The following is a 17,721-nucleotide window of genomic DNA, read 5'->3' as shown; positions in this document are numbered from 1 at the left end:
GCGGGAGGGCGCGGGAAAGGAGGGATTAGCTTTTGATATGGCAGATGATTGAAGATTGGTTTCGCGGCATTTTGACAGACGGAATACTCTCTAATCTCTCCGGGCTGTTCGACAGCGTAAATACAGAGGTTGGAGAAATCGCAACGCAAGTCGGCACAACCCCCGCCGGGTGGAACGCGGGCATATTCAATATGATACGCAGCCTATCGGAAAACGTCATTGTGCCGATTGCGGGCGTTATCATTACCTTTGTCATGTGCTACGAACTAATCCAGCTTGTAATTGAGAAAAACAATCTGCACGATCTCGACACTTGGATTTTCTTCAAGTGGATTTTCAAAACCTTTGTTGCGGTGCTGCTGGTAACAAATACTTGGAACATCGTCATGGGCGTATTTGACATTACACAGAGCGTCGTCAACGACAGCGCGGGCGTTATCATATCCGACACAAGCATAGATATTGCAACCGTTATCACCGATATAGAAGCAAAGCTGGACGCTATGAGCGTCGGCGGGCTTTTGGGGCTATGGTTTCAATCACTCTTTGTGGGGCTTACCATGAAAGCGTTGTCTATCTGTATCATGCTGGTGGTGTACGGGCGCATGATTGAAATATACCTTGTAACGAGTATCGCCCCTATCCCCGTTGCGACAATGGTAAATCGTGAATGGGGCGGCATGGGACAGAACTACTTAAAATCCTTGCTTGCCCTCGGTTTTCAGGCTTTTCTAATTCTTGTGTGCGTCGGTATTTATGCGGTTTTGATACAGACAATCGCAGCAACCGATGACATATCCGGCGCGATCTGGTCTTGCATGGGCTATACCGTCCTCTTGTGTTTTACGCTTTTCAAAACGGGAAGCCTTGCAAAATCCGTATTCAGCGCGCATTAAGGGGGTGCAGATGAAGAAATACAAAATCATTTACGCCGATCCCCCTTGGAGATACGCGAGAAGCAAGGTACAGGGCGCAGCGGAAAAGCACTATCCCACTATGAGTATTGAGGAACTTTGCGCTTTACCCGTCAAAGAAATTGCGGATAAGGACTGTATTTTATTCCTATGGGCGACGTTCCCGCAGCTTAAAGAAGCGTTGCAGTTAATCAAGGCTTGGGGATTTACCTATAAATCCGTTGCCTTTGTATGGTTAAAGCAAAATCGGAAATCGCCCACTTGGTTTTATGGCTTGGGCTTTTGGACGCGAGGAAATGCGGAAATCTGCTTGCTTGCTACCAAAGGACACCCGAAGCGACAATCAAACAAGGTACATCAATTTATTATTTCCCCTGTTGAGCAGCACAGCAAAAAGCCGGATATAACGCGGGAAAAGATACTTGCCCTTATGGGCGACCTACCGCGTATTGAACTGTTTGCAAGGCAGCATACCCCTGGTTGGGACGTATGGGGAAATGAAATCAAAAGCGACATACGGTTTGCCGGAAAGGAGGTTTGAAATGGCGTATGTAACCGTCCCAAAGGATTTAACCAAAATCAAGAGCAAGGTAATGTTCAACCTTACCAAAAGACAATTACTCTGTTTCGGCGCGGCGGTGGCTATCGGGCTACCGCTATTCTTTTTGACAAAGGACAGCGCGGGAACGACAACGGCGGCTTTGTGCATGGTGCTTGCCATGCTGCCCATGTTCCTACTCGCTATGTACGAGAAGAACGGGCAACCGCTGGAAGTGATTATACGGCAATTTGTGGAAGTGAAGTTTCTTCGCCCCAAAGAGCGACCTTATCAGACCAACAATTTTTATACCGCCCTTGCGCGGCAGGAGCGATTAGATAAGGAGGTACGGGCGATTGTCAAAGGAAAAGGGAAAGACCCAAAACAAAAAGCGTAAACTTACGCGGCAGGAAAAGAAACAGATCGACGCGCTTATCCGGCAGTCAAAGGGCGACGGGAAGCCCCATACGGCGCAGGACAGCATACCGTTTGAACGAATGTATAAGGACGGGATTTGCCGCCTTGCAAACGGGCGGTATTCCAAGTGCATTGAGTTTGAAGATATTAACTATCAGCTTGCGCAGCCGGACGACAAGACCGCCATTTTTGAAGCCCTTTGCGATATGTATAACTCTTTTGACGCTTCTATCAGTGTGCAGCTTTCCTTAATCAGCCGCCATGCGAACAAGGAGGATTTCAAGAGCAGTATCACGATTGCCCCACAGAATGACGACTTTGACAGTATCAGAGCCGAATACACCGAAATGCTGCAAACACAGCTTGAACGCGGCAACAACGGGCTTATCAAGACAAAGTTTCTCACCTTTACCATTGAAGCAAAAGATATTAAATCGGCGCGGGCGCGGCTTGCCCGTATCGAAACGGACACCCTCAACCATTTTAAGGTGATCGGCGCGGCGGCGCGGGTATTGGACGGGAAGCAGCGGCTTGAAGTGCTGCATGGGCTTTTCCACCCGGACGGGGAACGCTTCAACTTTGCGTGGGAATGGCTACCCGTAAGCGGCCTTTCCGTCAAAGACTTTATTGCCCCGTCCTCTTTCCGTTTTGGCGACGGGCGAATGTTTCAAATGGGCGGGAAGTTTGGCGCGGTTTCCTTTTTGCAGATTGCCGCGCCGGAACTTTCAGACCGTATGCTTGCCGACTTCATGGAAGCGGAAAACGGGATTGTCGTCAATCTGCACATTCAGAGTATCGACCACAACGAAGCGATCAAGACGATCAAGCGGAAAATCACCGACCTTGACCGTATGAAAATCGAGGAACAGAAAAAGGCAATCCGCAGCGGCTACGATATGGATATAATTCCGTCCGACCTTGCCACCTACGGCGGCGAAGCGAAAAACCTTTTGCGGGATTTGCAGAGCCGGAACGAGCGAATGTTTTTGCTTACGCTGTTAGTTTTGAATGTGGCAGACACAAAGCAGAAATTGGACAACGACGTATTTCAGGCCGCAAGTATCGCACAGAAATACAACTGTATGCTCACCCGCCTTGACTACCGGCAGGAACAGGGGCTTATGTCCTCTATCCCATTGGGCGAAAACCTAATCCAAATCCAGCGGGGCTTGACGACTTCCAGCACCGCCATTTTCGTCCCCTTTACGGTACAAGAGCTGTTCCAAAGCGGCGAAGCGTTGTATTACGGCTTAAACGCATTATCGAATAACATGATTTTGTGCGACAGGAAAAGGCTGAAGAACCCTAACGGCTTGATACTCGGCACACCCGGCAGCGGCAAGAGTTTTTCGGCAAAGCGCGAGATCACCAACGCTTTTCTCATTACCGCAGACGATATTATCATTTGCGACCCGGAAGCGGAATATTACCCCCTTGTGGAACGGCTGAAAGGGCAGGTTATCAAGGTTTCGCAGAACAGCACGCAGTACATTAACCCGATGGATATAAACCTCAATTACAGCGAGGGCGACACGCCCATAGCCTTAAAGAGCGATTTTATCCTTTCCTTTTGCGAGTTGATTATGGGCGGCAAAAACGGGCTGGAAGCGGTTGAAAAGACTTTGATTGACCGCGCCGTTATCAGCGTGTACCGCAGCTACCTTGCAGACCCGAAGCCGGAGAATATGCCGATTTTGGGCGACCTCTACAATGAAATCAAGAAGCAGCCGGAAAAGGAAGCGCAGCGTATCGCGTCGGCATTGGAACTCTATGTAAATGGCAGTTTGAACGTGTTTAACCACCAAACAAACGTTGACATTCACAACCGCCTTGTCTGCTTTGATATTAAAGAACTCGGCACCCAGCTACGAAAACTCGGTATGCTCATTGTCCAAGATCAAGTTTGGAACAGAGTTACCATAAACCGCAGCGAAGGCAAGGCGACGCGGTACTATATCGACGAGTTTCATTTGCTGCTCAAAGAGGAACAGACCGCAGCGTACAGCGTTGAGATTTGGAAGCGTTTTAGAAAATGGGGCGGTATTCCGACAGGTATCACCCAAAACGTGAAAGATTTGTTATCGTCCCGCGAGGTGGAGAACATTTTTGAAAACAGCGATTTTGTGTATATGCTCAACCAAGCCCAGGGCGACAGGGAAATCCTTGCAAAGCAGCTTAACATTTCGCAGCAGCAAATGACCTATGTAACCCATTCCGACGCGGGCGAGGGGCTTATCTTCTATGGCAACGTGATTTTGCCCTTTATTGACCGTTTCCCGCAAGATACGGAACTCTATCGTGTAATGACGACCAAACCCGGCGAGGTGTCGGCATGAGGATAGAAATGGACAAAATCTATTGCGGCGACAGCTTGCAGGTGCTTCAAACCTTGCCGGAAAATGCAGTTGATTGTTGCGTAACGTCCCCACCCTACTATGCCTTGCGGGACTACGGCGCAGACGGGCAGATCGGACGGGAAGCAACGCCGGAGGAATATGTTTCCCGTATTACGGCGGTATTCCATGAGGTAAAGCGGGTGCTTACGCCGGAGGGTACTTGTTGGCTGAATATCGCGGACACTTATTGCGGCACAGGCAGCAAAGCCGACCACCAAGACCCCAAATACCCCAAAGGCAGGAACGGGCAGCAAGTGGCGTTTAACCACCGCGCCCCCGGCTGCAAGCCCAAAGATTTAATTGGTATTCCGTGGCTTGTAGCCCTCGCCTTGCGGGGCGACGGTTGGTATTTGCGCAGTTCTATCATTTGGCACAAAACAAACCCCATGCCGGAAAGCACGCGGGACAGGCCGACCCGCTGCTATGAATATGTGTTTCTGCTTACCAAGTCAAAGAAGTATTATTACGATTGGCAAGCAGTAGCCGAGCCGATAGCCCCCACAACGGCGGGGCGGCTGAAAAGCGGAGTTAGCAAAGGAAATAAGTATAACGTTACTGTTCCGGGGCAAAACCAACCGCAGAAAATCAACCGCCCCCGCGAAAAGGGCGCATACGCCGACGAGTTGATTTCTCCCGTCCGCAGCCGCCGCAACGTTTGGCAGATTAACAATGTCGGCTATCATGGCGGGCATTTCGCAGCGTTCCCGCCGAAACTTGCGGAAACGTGCATTTTGGCGGGCTGTCCCATCGGCGGGATTGTCCTTGACCCCTTTTTCGGCAGCGGCACGACGGGCATGGTAGCAAAACGGCTTAACCGCCGCTATATCGGCATTGAGTTAAACCCCGACTATTGCGAACTTGCAAAACAGCGGATTGGAGGTGATGAAGATTGAGCAAGGAACTGAAAGCCCCCGACAAGGTAACGCAAAAAATGACCCGCGACGGTGCGGTTGCGGAAAACCTCACGACGGGCGAAACGTCCAGTATCAGCGAAAGGCCGCAGGAAGAAAACTATTCAGCCCCCGCAGGGGTGGCAGCGGAAAAGGTTGTGCAGCATATCGGCGCAGAGATTGAGCGACACGCAGCAAAAGGCGCGGAGAAAAAAGCCCTTGACGCGACGCAGCCTAAAACCCATTCTTCCCGCTTGCAGTTTTCCGAAGCGGAACGGGCAACGCCGGAACTTCAAAAAGCGATCAAGAAATCGGATAAGGCGGCAGACTGTTTAGACGCAGCGCGGGCGGCTATCCCCAAGCAGACCAAAATCAAGAAAGAGCGCGTTTTTGACGAAGCGAAAGGCAAGGCAAAGACGCGCCTTTCCTTTGAAAAGACGGATAAGCCCCCAAACGGCAAGTTGCGGCATAACCCCTTATCCCGTCCGGCACAGGAGTTAAACAGTACCGTACATGGGAAAATCTACGAGGTAGAGAAAGAAAACGTCGGTGTGGAAAGCGGGCACCGGGTAGAACTTGCCGGAGAGAAAGCGGGCGGCATGGCGGCGCGGGCAGTTAAGGGCGGCATACGCCGCCATAAGCTGAAACCCTACCGGGCAGCGGCGGCAGCGGAAAAACAAGCGGTAAAGGCAAACGCAGATTTTCTCTATCAAAAGGCGTTGCACGATAACCCCGCGCTTGCGCACTCCAACCCCATTTCCCGTTTTTGGCAGAAGCAGCGCATTAAAAAGCAGTATGCAAAAACGCTGAAAGCGGGCGGCAAAGCGAAAAAAACCGCTGAAGCCACCGCAAAGGCGGCGAAGAAAACCGCGCAGGAAACCAAACGGGCGACGTTCTTTGTTGTCCGGCATTGGAAAGGCTGCTTGATTGTGGGCGGGATTGCCTTTATCGTGCTGCTGCTTTTCGGCGGGCTGTCCTCTTGCTCCCTCTTTGGCGGCAACAGCGGCAGCGGCTTGATTGCGTCGTCCTATCTCTCCGAGGACGCGGATATAACGGGCGCGGAAAGCGCGTATGCCGCTATGGAAGCCGAGTTACAAGATATGCTGGACAATATCGAAAGCGAATACCCCGGCTATGACGAATACCGGGTAAACGCGGACGAGATCGAGCATGACCCCTATGTGCTAATTTCTATCCTTTCCGCGTGGCATGAGGGCGTGTTTACACTCGATGAAGTGCAAAGCACCCTTGAAATGCTCTTTGAGAAACAGTATATCTTGACGGTCGAGGAAGAAGTACAGGTACGCTACCGCACCGAAACAAGGACGGACAGCGAGGGCAACCCCTATACGGTTGAAGTCCCCTATAACTATTACATTCTTCATGTGGATTTGGAAAACTTCAACCTCTCCCATGTCCCCGTTTACATCATGGGCGAAGAACAGCTATCCATGTACGCTATGTATATGTCGTCGCTGGGAAACAGACCCGACCTTTTCCCGCAATCCGGCTATGTGTCTAAATACTATGAAAACCCGCCCGCCGATTATGAAGTACCCGCCGCGCTGCTGGGTTCCGATGAAAAGTTTGCGCGGCTCATGGAGGAAGCAGATAAATACGTCGGTTTTCCCTATGTGTGGGGCGGCAGCACCCCGGAAACCTCTTTTGATTGCAGCGGCTTTGTGAGTTATGTGTTGACGAACAGCGGCCTATACAATACGGGCAGACTTGGGGCGCAAGGGCTTTACAACATCTCAACCCCTGTTTCTAACCCGCAGCCGGGGGATTTGGTGTTCTTTACGGGTACATACGACACCCCCGGCGTTTCCCATGTGGGGATTTATGTGGGCGAGGACGGGGACGGAAGCCCCGTCATGCTGCATTGTGGCGACCCTATCCAGTATTCAAAGCTGGACACCAGCTATTGGCAATCCCACTTTTACGCCTACGGGCGGTTAAATTACAATTAAAAGGAGTTGAAAAATGAATATTGTATCTTTTGGCGGCGGCACGAATAGTGCCGCCTTACTTATTGGCCTATACAAGCACAAAATCCCGATTGACCTTATCACCTTTGCCGATACGGGCGCGGAACACCCGCATACCTATCAATTTATCGAGATAATCAATCAATGGCTTGCGGAACACGGTATGCCGCAGATTACCGTTGTGCAGTATGTTGACCGCTACGGCAACCGCCTATCTCTTGAAACCGAGTGCTTGCGCTCTCATACGCTCCCGTCGATTGCCTACGGGCATAAGCGTTGTTCGCAGAAACACAAAATCGCACCGCAGGAAAAGTTTTGCAACCACTATGCGCCTTGCCGCGAAGTATGGCAGCGCGGCGAGAAAGTCAACCGCTATATCGGCTATGACGCGGGAGAAGTGAAACGGTATGAACATTCCCGCAAGTACAACGAAGCCGACAAAAAATATCATAACCGCTACCCCCTCATTGAAGAATGGGGCTGGAACAGGGACGATTGTATCCGGGAAATCAAAGCGGCAGGATTGCCGCAGCCGGGTAAATCGTCCTGTTTCTTTTGTCCGAGCATGAAGAAACAAGAGATTTTATATCTCAAAGAACACTATCCCGATCTATTTAACCGGGCGGCGACTTTGGAAGAAAACGCTATGCCCTATCTTAAAACCGTTAAGGGATTGGGGCGCAGCTATTCATGGAAAGAACAGTTTGGAAAGGAGTAAATGACTATGGCGAACACGAAACTTGACCGTATCGAAAGGGATATTGAGAAAACGAGGGCAAAAATCCTTGAACAGCAAAAGAAGCTGAAAGACCTTGAAGCGCAGAAAGTCGAGGAAGAAAACGCGCAGATCGTGCAAATGGTAAAGGCGGTACACCTTGACGGGACGCAGCTTGCCGCGTTCCTCTCCGCTTACGCCAGCGGCGAAATCACCTTGCCGCAGCCGGAAGCCACTTACCCCGCCGAACAGGAGGACAACGACAATGAAGAATAAAAAGATAATCCGAAAGTTTACCGTATTGCTTGCCGCACTGGTTATCATGTGCGGCTTTTCTGTTACCGCTTATGCGGGCGGTGGCGATGAAAGCGACGACACGCCTACCCCCGTAACCGAGGAAACCCCCGCGCCGGAAACCGAGCCGGAAGAAACGACGGGCGGCTATGAGCCGCAGCCCCTTACCCCGGACGGGAATATGTCCCTTGTGGACGATATAACGGGTGAAGCGTCCGGCGACAAGCAGTTTATCACCGTCGTTACCAAAAGTGGCAACTATTTTTACATCATCATTGACCGCGCCGAGGACGGGGAAAATACCGTCCATTTCCTTAACCAAGTGGACGAAGCGGATTTAACCGCCCTTATGGAGGACGGGCAGACCGAAGCCCCCGTTTGTAGCTGCACCGATAAATGCGTTGCCGGAAGCGTCAACACCGCTTGCCCGGTTTGCAGCGTCAACATGAGCGAGTGCGCGGGTGTGGAAGCCGAGCCGGAGCCGGAAGAAACCGAGCAGCCGCCGGAAGAAGAAAAAGGCGGCGGCATGGGTATTCTGCTTGTCGTGCTGCTTGTTGCCGCAGCGGGCGGCGGCGCGTTCTACTACTTTAAGATTTTGAAGCCCAAAAAGGACGCGGCGAAAGGCAGCAGCAGCCTTGACGACCTTGATTTTGACGAGGACGACGAGGAAACGGAAGTAGTCGAAACCGAACAGACCGAGCAGGAGGACGATAATCTATGAAACTTGTAATTGCAGAAAAACCGAGCGTCGGGGCGGCGATTGCCGCCGTTATGGGCGCGAATGAAAAGCGCAGCGGATATTTTGAGGGCGGCGGCTACCTTGTGTCGTGGTGTATCGGGCATTTGATTAGCCTTGCAGACGCGGCGACCTACAATGAACAATTCCGTAAATGGAAGTACGACGATCTTCCCATTGTCCCGCAGGAGTGGCAGTTTATTGTTGCCAGCGGCAAGGAGCAGCAGTTTTCCATTCTCAAAGACCTTATGCACCGCAGCGACGTTACCGAGATTATCAATGCTTGCGACAGCGGGCGCGAGGGGGAACTCATTTTCCGCTTTGTCTATGAACAGGCGAATTGCAAAAAGCCCTTTTCCCGCCTTTGGATTAGCAGCATGGAAGCAAGTGCAATCCGCGAGGGCTTTTCAAATCTCAAAGACGGGCGCGGCTATGACAACCTCTATCAATCCGCGCTTTGCAGAGCAAAGGCCGATTGGCTCATTGGCATTAACGCGACCCGCCTTTTCTCTATCCTCTACCATAAAACATTGAATGTCGGCAGAGTGCAAACGCCCACCCTTGCTATGCTGGTAAACCGCGACTATGCAATCAGCAGCTTTAAGAAAGAGAAATATCATGTCGTCCGGCTGGACGTTGGCGGCGTTGCCGCCCTTTCCGAAAGGCAGGACGACGAAGCGGCGGCGCGGCAGATGAAAGCGGCTTGCGAGAAATCGCAGGCCGTTTGTACTTCCCTTAAAAAAGAGAAAAAGACCGCAGCCCCGCCGAAACTGTTTGACCTCACCGCCTTGCAGCGGGAAGCAAACCGTTTGTATGGGTTTACGGCGAAACAGACCCTTGACTATGCGCAAGCCCTTTATGAAAAACGGCTTTTGACCTATCCCCGCACCGACAGCAAATATATCACTTCCGATATGGAGGGCAGCACAAAGGAACTTATCACCGGCCTTTGCGCTGCTCTCCCCTTTATGCAGGGCGTGAAGCTGCAAGCCGACCTTGCGAGGATTTGCGACAACAGCAAAGTAACCGACCATCACGCCATTTTGCCGACAGCGGAGTTTGTGAAAACGGGCTTTTCTTCCCTTGCCGAAAGTGAGAAAAAGCTAATGACCCTTGTGTGCGCAAAACTGCTTTGCGCCGTTGCCGCGCCCTATGAGTATGAAGCGGTTACGGCGGTTTTCACTTGCGGCGGCTATACCTTTACCGCAAAGGGCAGGACGACGCTTTGCGAGGGTTGGCGCGAGATTGAAAGACTATCCCGCGCCGCGTCCGGGGAACAGGACGAGGACGCAGAGCCGGAAGCGGTTTTACCCCCGCTTGCCGAGGGGCAGACCTTTGACAATCCGGCAGCGGAGATCTCCGAACGTTACACGCAGCCCCCAAAGGCATTTACCGAAGATACGTTACTTTCGGCTATGGAGAGTGCGGGAAAGGAGGACACGCCGGAGGACGCGGAGCGCAAAGGGTTAGGCACCACCGCGACGCGGGCGGGTATCATTGAAAAACTCATTAGCGCGGGCTTTGCCGAGCGCAAGGGCAAAAAGCTAATCCCCACAAAGGACGGGTATAACCATGTCGCTATTCTGCCCGACAGCCTTACGTCCCCGCAGCTTACGGCAGAATGGGAAACGCGCCTTACCGGGATTGCAAAGGGCAGCGACAGCCCCGCCGACTTCATGCGCGGGATTGAGGAAATGACAGCGGGGCTTGTCAAGACCTATTCCGCGATTTCCGAGGATAAAGCGAAGCTGTTTACCCCGCAGCGGGAAGCAATCGGCACTTGCCCCCGTTGCGGCGCGGCGGTTTACGAGGGCAAGAAAAACTTTTACTGCTCCGACAGGGCTTGCAGCTTTGTGATGTGGAAGAATGACCGCTTTTTTGAGCAGCGCAAAAAGGCTTTCACAAAGGCGATTGCCGCCGCCCTTTTGAAAGACGGAAAGGTAAAAATCAAAGGTATGTACTCGACCAAGACGGGAAAGACCTTTGACGGAGTTGTGCTGCTTGCCGACACAGGCGGCAAGTATGTAAACTTCCGCGTCGAGCAGAACCGAAAATGATAAGGCTTGATGAAAAGCAATACCGCGCCGTAAAGAAAATGACCCGCGCCGCTTGTGCAAACAACGATTGCGGGAATTGTCTGCTGCTGGACGACGGGGAAACTTGCGTTTGTGTGCAGAGTATCAGCTATTCGCTGCTATGCCGCTATTTCCGCGAAGCGGTATTACCCGCCGACAGGCAGCTTTGCGAACAGATCACCCGCAGCGGGGAAACCGATTTGAAGCGTTGCGCGGTATGCGGCAGCACGTTTGCGGCGGGCAGCAACCGGGCGAAATACTGCCCCGATTGCGCGGCAAAGATACGCCGCAGACAGAAAGCCCAAAGCGAGAGAAACAGGCGTTTACGGATAAAAACAACTACATAGCAAGCACAGCAAACGAGTACCCGTTTGCGAGAAATGCCCGCGCTTCCCATAGAGAGCGCGGGCATTTTGCTTGTTGGGATAGTCCCAAACCCTTATATGACCGAGAAAGGACGTGATGAAAGAATATGCCGTATTCCTCATACGACCATGACAAATTAGAAGCCGCCGAAACCATGCGGATAGAACGCCGGATATATTTTGAAGCAAAGGACAGGGAGATTGCCCCTTATGCTTCCTTGCCGATTGCGCAGCTACTTTCCATGCGCAGCGAAAGCGCGGCGGCAGAACAGGCGATTTTTGACGACCTTAAAGAACGCGCCGCCGCATGGGAAGAACAGGCGGGAAGAACGCTTTTGCTGGATAAAACACTTGAATATGTGAGAACGCCGCACGTCCAGCACACCGCTAACGAGTGGCAGACCACCGAGCATAACCGCCATATTCGCAGCAACCGGGTATATCAGATGAATTACTACATTTACGAGAATACCCGCTACGACAAAGAAGCGCAGAAATCTATCCCGTATTCATGGACGCTTACATGGAGCGTGCGCACCAACAGCCCAAGCAGAACCCAAGCGAAGATTGCCGGACAAGATAGAAAGGTTTTCACCGACAAGGCAGCTATGGAAAAGTATCTGAATGGGCGTATCAAAGCGTATGACCGCTTGTTTACGGAAATCTCCCCGCCTATCCCGCAGGAGTACGCCGACTATTTCAAAGTAAACGGTATGCTCATGCCGGACTACACCATAGAGGGCGAAGAACCCCCGCAGCAGCAACAGGCGGCAGCTATCCCCGAAAATACCGGGCAGGAAAAGGAGCGTGAACACATGAGCGAACAGTTTTCTATTATGATAGGCAACCGCAGCCGCTTTGACGCGGGCGACCCCGGCGGCTATTGGTTGGATATGCCCGCCACAAAGGAGCAGTTGCACGAAGCTATGCGGAACGTCGGCATTACCGCCGACAACCCGCAGGATTTTTCCATTCGCGGCTATTCCGACGACCCGGAGAAACATATTGCCTTGCCTTATGAAATGGTATGCGCCGCCGACGTGGACGAACTCAATTTTCTTGCGGCGCGGCTCGAACAGCTTGACCCCGCCGAGGTTGGCAAGCTGAACGCAGCTTTGCAGCAGAAAAACGGGCTTGCAAATATTGGACAGGTAATTGACTTCACCTACAACGTGGATTTTTACGTCCATATCCCCGAAGTACATAACTACCACGATTTGGGCGACTATTACTTAAATCAATCCGGCATGGTACAAATGCCCGAAGAATGGAAAGGCGGCATTGACCTTTCTACTTTTGGCAGGAACGCTGCCGCGCAGGAAAAAGGCGCGTTTACCGAGTACGGCTATATCGTGGAAAGCGGCGACGAGTGGGAACGGCAGTTTGAGGGGCGCGAAGTGCCGGAAGAATACCGCATTATGAGTTACCCGCAGCCGGAGCGCGGCGAACAGGACAAAGCCTATATGGACGCAGCCGAAACGCAGCAAGCAGACGCACAGGCCGCAGAGCCGCAGCAGCCCCGCCCCGTCGTCCCCATTATCCTTACTTCCGAAAAGCCCGCCGAAAAGGTAAAGGAGATCACCGCGCGTTTGGAACAGGGCGTACAGGCGATTTTTGACAGCGACCGCTACAAAGAGTTTCTAACCGCTATGTCAAAGTTCCATGATTATAGTTTGAATAACACTATCCTAATTGCTATGCAGGGCGGCAATTTGGTAATGGGCTTCCGTCAATGGGAAAAGGAGTTTGACCGCCATGTAAAGAAAGGCGAGAAAGGCATTAAAATCTTTGCCCCCGCGCCCTACAAGGTGAAAAAGCTGGTTGATAAAATCGACCCCGAAACGAGAAAGCCCATGCTTGACCGCGAGGGAAAAGTGGTAAAGGAAGAAAAGGAAATCACCGTCCCCGCCTTTAAGGTTATAACCGTCTTTGATATTTCGCAGACCGAGGGCAAGGAGTTTCCCGACCTTTCCGTTAAACCGCTGCTTGCCGATGTGGAGCAGTACGAGGATTTTTTCGCCGCCCTTGAAAAAGCGTCCCCCGTCCCGATTGCATTTGAGCAGATCACAAACGGCGCAAATGGGTATTTCAGTTTGACCGACAAGCGTATTGCAATCAAAGAGGGCGTGAGTGAATTACAGGCGGTAAAGACCGCCATTCACGAAATCGCCCATGCGAAGCTGCACGACGTAGACTTAAACGCCCCGCCGGAGCAGCAAAACCGCGTTGACCGCCATACCTGCGAGGTAGAAGCGGAAAGCGTCGCTTATACGGTTTGCCAGCATTTCGGCCTTGATACTTCCGATTACTCTTTCGGCTATGTGGCTGGTTGGAGCAGCGGCAAGGAAATGACCGAGTTAAAAGCGTCCCTTGAAACAATACAGACCACCGCAAAGGAACTCATTACCGAGATTGAGGGGCATTTTACCGAGTTGCAGCAGCAGCGGCAAGCCGAGCAGGAGCAGGGCGATACCTTTTCCATTTATCAGTTAAAGCGCGGGGACGAAACAAGGGACTTGCGCTTTGAGCCTTATGACCGTCTGCAAGCGGCTGGACTTACCATTGACCGGGTAAATTATGAACTCGTCTATACTGCACCGCTTACAAAGGATATGACGCTGGGCGACATTTGGGAAAGGTTTAATATCGACCACCCCGCCGACTTTAAGGGGCATAGCCTTTCCGTTTCCGACATTGTTGTGCTTCATCAGAACGACGAGGACACCGCCCACTATGTAGACAGTATCGGTTTTCAGCAAGTGCCGGAGTTTTTGCAGGAGCAGCAGACCCCCGTATTTGACAAGCTGCCGCCCGAACAGCAGCAAGCCTTGTCCGACACCGTACAAGACACTTTGCAAATGCTGGTTGACGCAGACAAGCGGATTTATGGCGACGTTACGGGCAAGACCCTTGAAGCAATCGCGGCGCAAGGATATTCCTACAAGGACGGGCAGCTTGAAAAGCAGCAGCCGGAAGCGACCCCCGACAGCCTTTTGACGGGTGAAACCGTTAGAACGCCGAGGGGCAATTTTCATATTACCGATATGAGCCGTGAACAGATCGAAGCGGCGGGATTTGGTTTTCACCATGCGTCGGAGGACGGGAAGTATCTCATTATGGGGAATGGCACACAGGCTTATGCCATAGCCGCCGAGCAGCCGCAGCGGGATAATCCCTTAAAGCACGTCGAGGACACCATAGAGCAGAACGACAACAATTTTGACGGGCTTATCAACAATACGCCGCAAACGCCCACCGTTGCAGATTTTGAGCAGCGGGCAAAGGCGGGGGAAGCGATTTCCGTTACCGACCTTGCAAAAGCGGTAAAAGCCGAGAAACGGGAACAGCCGCAGAAAAAACCGTCCATTTTGAAGAAGCTGGACGAATACAAGAAACAGGCGGCGCAGCAGCCGAAAGATAAACAGAAAGAGCATAAAAAGGATTTGGAGGTTTGATAGCATGAATACCCGCTTTACCATTGAGGAAGAAAACATTGTTGCGATCTACGCCGAGGACAGCCGGGAAACAACGCTTGAAAATATCCTTGCCGCCATGCCCTACATGGACGAGGATATGCGCCAGCTTGCCGCCGCAGCGGTGAACAAGCTGCAAGCCATGACGGACAGCGAGTTTTCCGAAAGGGAGTTTATCTTGACCGACGAGGAATAGCCCATAGAGAACAGGGGCGCGGTTGCCGATTTCCGGCACCGCGCCCCTGTTCTTTTTTTGTCCTTGCGTGGACAATTAGAAAGCCGTTTTTGCGGGTTTGAATATACTTTATCGTCTATGTCGTTTTCATGCGCTGGAAGCCGCAGAAACACAGGCGTTTTCAGCCCTTAACATTCCACTTGCCACCCCATGTTTTGCGCCTTATCGCTCCTGCTCCCGCGCCCTGCTTTGGGACGGGTAAAGAATACTATCGACGTTCTTTTTGACAACGCCGTATTCCTGCATTTGCTTCTTGGCTTGCCGATAATCTTCATACAATTTGGTTTTCCTGTCGTTTAAGCTTCTATACTCCTTGCGCAGCGCGGCGAGATCGGGCAGCTTCTTTATCTGCATTTCCTTTAATGCCCTTGCCGCAGCTTCAAACAGGATAATTTCGCTTTCATGCCCCCGCAGATACTTTTCCTTGTCCGGCGATTTTCGGTATTCATCGTAAATCGGTTTTAACTGTCGGTATGTGGTGGTGTGCTTGATAAGCAGCGACAAATCAGACATACGCTGTTCCACTTCCTTAACCGCCTTTGCCGCCGCGTCATGAGCGGTCATAATATCGGCTATCTTGCTTTCAAGTTCGCTATAATACTCAATCTTGTTTTCGGTTAGGAAGTTCATGCTTTTAGCAGCCTGTTTCAGATTATGGATTTTTGCCCACCGTTCATAGCCCGCCGACTGTTGGGCTTTGATACTGTTTTCAAGATCGACGACAAGCCGGATTTTCTTATCTTCCCGCAGCGTTTTTGTTTTGGCAACATACACGCCCTTGATACGCTCCTTTATCGCTTCTTCCGTATAGGCCGCGCCGAGCGTCTTTGTGCGGGTAAACCGTTCCTGTCCGGCAGCGCGAAAGGAAATGTATTTGCCCTGTTTGATTTCATACCCCATTTCCTGCAAGCGGCGCAGCAGTTCGTCAAAATCTTTCACTTGGGGAATGAGAGTATCTATCGCCGTTTTCAGCTTTGCTTTGTAGCTTGTCCCTTGCTTTTCGGCGGTGTATTCTGCATAGCTTTTTCCCTTGTCCTGTCCCGGTACGACGACGGATAGCCCATGCTCTTTACATATCCTGTCGCTGGTGCGCCGGATAAAGTGATAGCTTTGCTTGTTGGAATGGTACTTTTTGTAGTCAACGAAGCTAACCGCGTTGAAAATCAAGTGATTATGCAGATGGTCTTTATCGACGTGAGTTGTCAAAACAAACTCATACTTGCCGCCTAATACCGCCCCGGCAAGTTCCATGCCGATTTTGTGCGCTTCTTCCGGTGTGGTTTCTCCCACCGCAAAGGATTGTATCAAGTGCCGCCCTAAATGTGTGCCGCGATCTCCGGCAGCTTCCCGCGTCCATGCAAACTCAATATCGGCGGTTTCCAGCCCGCAGCCGAAAGAGGACGCAAGCAGCTTCCCGTCTGTCTTTTCGGGATTTAAGATATAGTCTATCGCAGCCTTTAAGGTTGATTTAATAGGGTGCGTCTTTGTAACCGCCATATCTCGTCCACCGCCTTTTTAATGTCCTCTATATCCTGCCTGTAAACCGTCCCCGTCGCATTGGCGCGTTTTGCAATTTGGTTGATGTTCCGGCTCACCGCTTGCAGTTCCCGGATATATGCTTTTGTGTCGCTTCGGTCAACGACAAGAATATACCCGTCTATCGCCATTTTACGGAAGTATGCCCCATACTGCTTTATGGGAAGCTGCTTCATCTTCTCGTCGATCAGCCGCTTTTCTTCTTCCGTAACGTAAAACTTCATCTGTATATTTCTCTTTCGGTTTTCCATTTCCGCACCGCCTTTCGGTATAAGGGTTTGGGATTATCCCAACAAGCATTTTCCGCAAACGGGTACTCGTTTGCTGTGCTTGCTATCTACTCCATACCCCCACCGAAAGGCGGTATTTGTTGCGCGTTCCTTTGATTTTGGACGCAAAAAAAGATTGCAGCCGCCATGCGCTGCAATCTCCCGATTTCTCATATTGTGAGGTTAATCCTCTGCTTTTTCGACTTCCGTTATCTCCCTTGCTGTTGCGGTTACAATCCGTATGCCTTTATCGCTCATACCGTCCAGCAGCGCGTCAAGCTGCCGCCGCCCGGTGGATTTCTCCGCATTGCTGTTCGGGAAGAAAAATTGATCTACCGAAATATGATACCGGGTTACAAGGTCATAGAATACCTGTAAACTCGGCTGTTGTCCCTTGTTCTCGATATTCGCAAGGTAGCGCGGGGAAATATATAACTCGTCGCTTACCTTTTTGCGGCTCTCGCCGTATTCATTTCTCGCGGCTTTTATAGCTGCCCCGAAAGCCTTAAAGTCGTACAATGGTACGGGTCTTTTTGCCATTTTCATTCACCCTGTTACATTTTACAGTTCACCTTTCTTTTTGGATATGTCCACACAATTCATATCATTAGGTTAAATACTTCCTGTTGTGTATTGACAGTAGACTGATTTTCTGATAAAATAAAATTTATGTAAAAGGAGGCGGCGTTTATGTTGCATAGCATGCGTATTAGATAAGCATTGAAAAAAAGGATTTTCCCATTTTCAACATGGGCTTTTTTGTCATGCTTATTTTGCGGATGCTATACAAAAAACTAACGACGTATAGATATAGTATAGACATAGTGCAAGCTATGCCTTAGTTTTGTTGTACTGCTCTGTGCATTATAAATGCAGGTCA

General features: G+C 51.2%; 16 protein-coding genes. 13 read left to right on the top strand and 3 right to left on the bottom strand.

Annotation, left to right across the window (positions count from 1 at the left end):
- Positions 1-32: 32 nt before the first annotated feature.
- The 13 genes from PUP29_RS12635 to PUP29_RS12575 all read left to right on the top strand — a co-directional run bounded on the left by PUP29_RS12635 (position 33) and on the right by PUP29_RS12575 (position 14,997).
- Positions 33-896 (top strand): VirB6/TrbL-like conjugal transfer protein, CD1112 family, encoded by an 864-nt coding sequence (locus PUP29_RS12635; protein WP_002604481.1) that lies wholly within the window; start codon positions 33-35, stop codon positions 894-896.
- Between the two features lie 10 nt (positions 897-906).
- Positions 907-1,455, top strand: coding sequence for an MT-A70 family methyltransferase (locus tag PUP29_RS12630; protein WP_002604480.1), 549 nt, complete (start codon positions 907-909; stop codon positions 1,453-1,455).
- Between the two features lies 1 nt (position 1,456).
- On the top strand, positions 1,457-1,849 hold the full coding sequence (locus PUP29_RS12625; protein WP_002604479.1) for a PrgI family protein: 393 nt from the start codon (positions 1,457-1,459) through the stop codon (positions 1,847-1,849).
- Positions 1,809-4,205 carry a VirB4-like conjugal transfer ATPase, CD1110 family gene (locus tag PUP29_RS12620; RefSeq protein ID WP_002604478.1) on the top strand — a complete coding sequence of 799 codons (2,397 nt, stop codon included), beginning with the start codon at positions 1,809-1,811 and terminating at the stop codon, positions 4,203-4,205. Before PUP29_RS12625 ends, PUP29_RS12620 begins: the two co-directional genes overlap by 41 nt.
- Positions 4,202-5,158 carry a DNA-methyltransferase gene (locus tag PUP29_RS12615; RefSeq protein WP_002604477.1) on the top strand — a complete coding sequence of 319 codons (957 nt, stop codon included), beginning with the start codon at positions 4,202-4,204 and terminating at the stop codon, positions 5,156-5,158. The genes PUP29_RS12620 and PUP29_RS12615 overlap by 4 nt, the downstream gene beginning before the upstream one ends.
- Positions 5,155-7,125 (top strand): C40 family peptidase, encoded by a 1,971-nt coding sequence (locus PUP29_RS12610; protein ID WP_002604476.1) that lies wholly within the window; start codon positions 5,155-5,157, stop codon positions 7,123-7,125. Before PUP29_RS12615 ends, PUP29_RS12610 begins: the two co-directional genes overlap by 4 nt.
- A gap of 13 nt (positions 7,126-7,138) precedes the next feature.
- On the top strand, positions 7,139-7,861 hold the full coding sequence (locus PUP29_RS12605; RefSeq protein WP_002604475.1) for a phosphoadenosine phosphosulfate reductase family protein: 723 nt from the start codon (positions 7,139-7,141) through the stop codon (positions 7,859-7,861).
- 6 nt (positions 7,862-7,867) lie between these two features.
- Positions 7,868-8,134, top strand: a complete 267-nt coding sequence (locus PUP29_RS12600) for a DUF4315 family protein (RefSeq protein ID WP_002584965.1) — start codon at positions 7,868-7,870, stop codon at positions 8,132-8,134.
- On the top strand, positions 8,124-8,873 hold the full coding sequence (locus tag PUP29_RS12595) for a DUF4366 domain-containing protein (protein WP_002584964.1): 750 nt from the start codon (positions 8,124-8,126) through the stop codon (positions 8,871-8,873). The genes PUP29_RS12600 and PUP29_RS12595 overlap by 11 nt, the downstream gene beginning before the upstream one ends.
- The gene (locus PUP29_RS12590; RefSeq protein ID WP_148510899.1) at positions 8,870-10,945 is read left to right on the top strand and encodes a type IA DNA topoisomerase; all 2,076 of its coding nucleotides are present in this window, start codon (positions 8,870-8,872) and stop codon (positions 10,943-10,945) included. The genes PUP29_RS12595 and PUP29_RS12590 overlap by 4 nt, the downstream gene beginning before the upstream one ends.
- Positions 10,942-11,310, top strand: a complete 369-nt coding sequence (locus PUP29_RS12585) for a cysteine-rich VLP domain-containing protein (protein WP_002584962.1) — start codon at positions 10,942-10,944, stop codon at positions 11,308-11,310. The genes PUP29_RS12590 and PUP29_RS12585 overlap by 4 nt, the downstream gene beginning before the upstream one ends.
- Before the next feature lie 125 nt (positions 11,311-11,435).
- The gene (locus PUP29_RS12580) at positions 11,436-14,783 is read left to right on the top strand and encodes a YodL domain-containing protein (protein WP_002584961.1); all 3,348 of its coding nucleotides are present in this window, start codon (positions 11,436-11,438) and stop codon (positions 14,781-14,783) included.
- Between the two features lie 4 nt (positions 14,784-14,787).
- A complete protein-coding gene (locus PUP29_RS12575; protein ID WP_002584960.1) occupies positions 14,788-14,997 on the top strand; it encodes a transposon-transfer assisting family protein in 210 nt (69 codons plus the stop codon).
- Positions 14,998-15,198: 201 nt separating this feature from the next.
- On the opposite strand, the gene PUP29_RS12570 is transcribed toward PUP29_RS12575, so the two are convergent.
- The 3 genes from PUP29_RS12570 to PUP29_RS12560 form a co-directional block, all read right to left on the bottom strand.
- Positions 15,199-16,533, bottom strand: coding sequence for a relaxase/mobilization nuclease domain-containing protein (locus PUP29_RS12570; protein ID WP_002584959.1), 1,335 nt, complete (start codon positions 16,531-16,533; stop codon positions 15,199-15,201).
- Positions 16,494-16,823, bottom strand: a complete 330-nt coding sequence (locus PUP29_RS12565) for a plasmid mobilization protein (protein WP_002584958.1) — start codon at positions 16,821-16,823, stop codon at positions 16,494-16,496. The genes PUP29_RS12570 and PUP29_RS12565 overlap by 40 nt, the downstream gene beginning before the upstream one ends.
- 201 nt (positions 16,824-17,024) lie before the next feature.
- The gene (locus PUP29_RS12560; protein ID WP_002584957.1) at positions 17,025-17,381 is read right to left on the bottom strand and encodes a helix-turn-helix transcriptional regulator; all 357 of its coding nucleotides are present in this window, start codon (positions 17,379-17,381) and stop codon (positions 17,025-17,027) included.
- Positions 17,382-17,721 lie beyond the last annotated feature (340 nt).

Source organism: Christensenella massiliensis (assembly GCF_040409835.1).
Lineage (GTDB): Bacteria > Bacillota > Clostridia > Christensenellales > Christensenellaceae > Christensenella > Christensenella massiliensis.
This window is presented reverse-complemented; position numbering and strand designations above follow the sequence as displayed.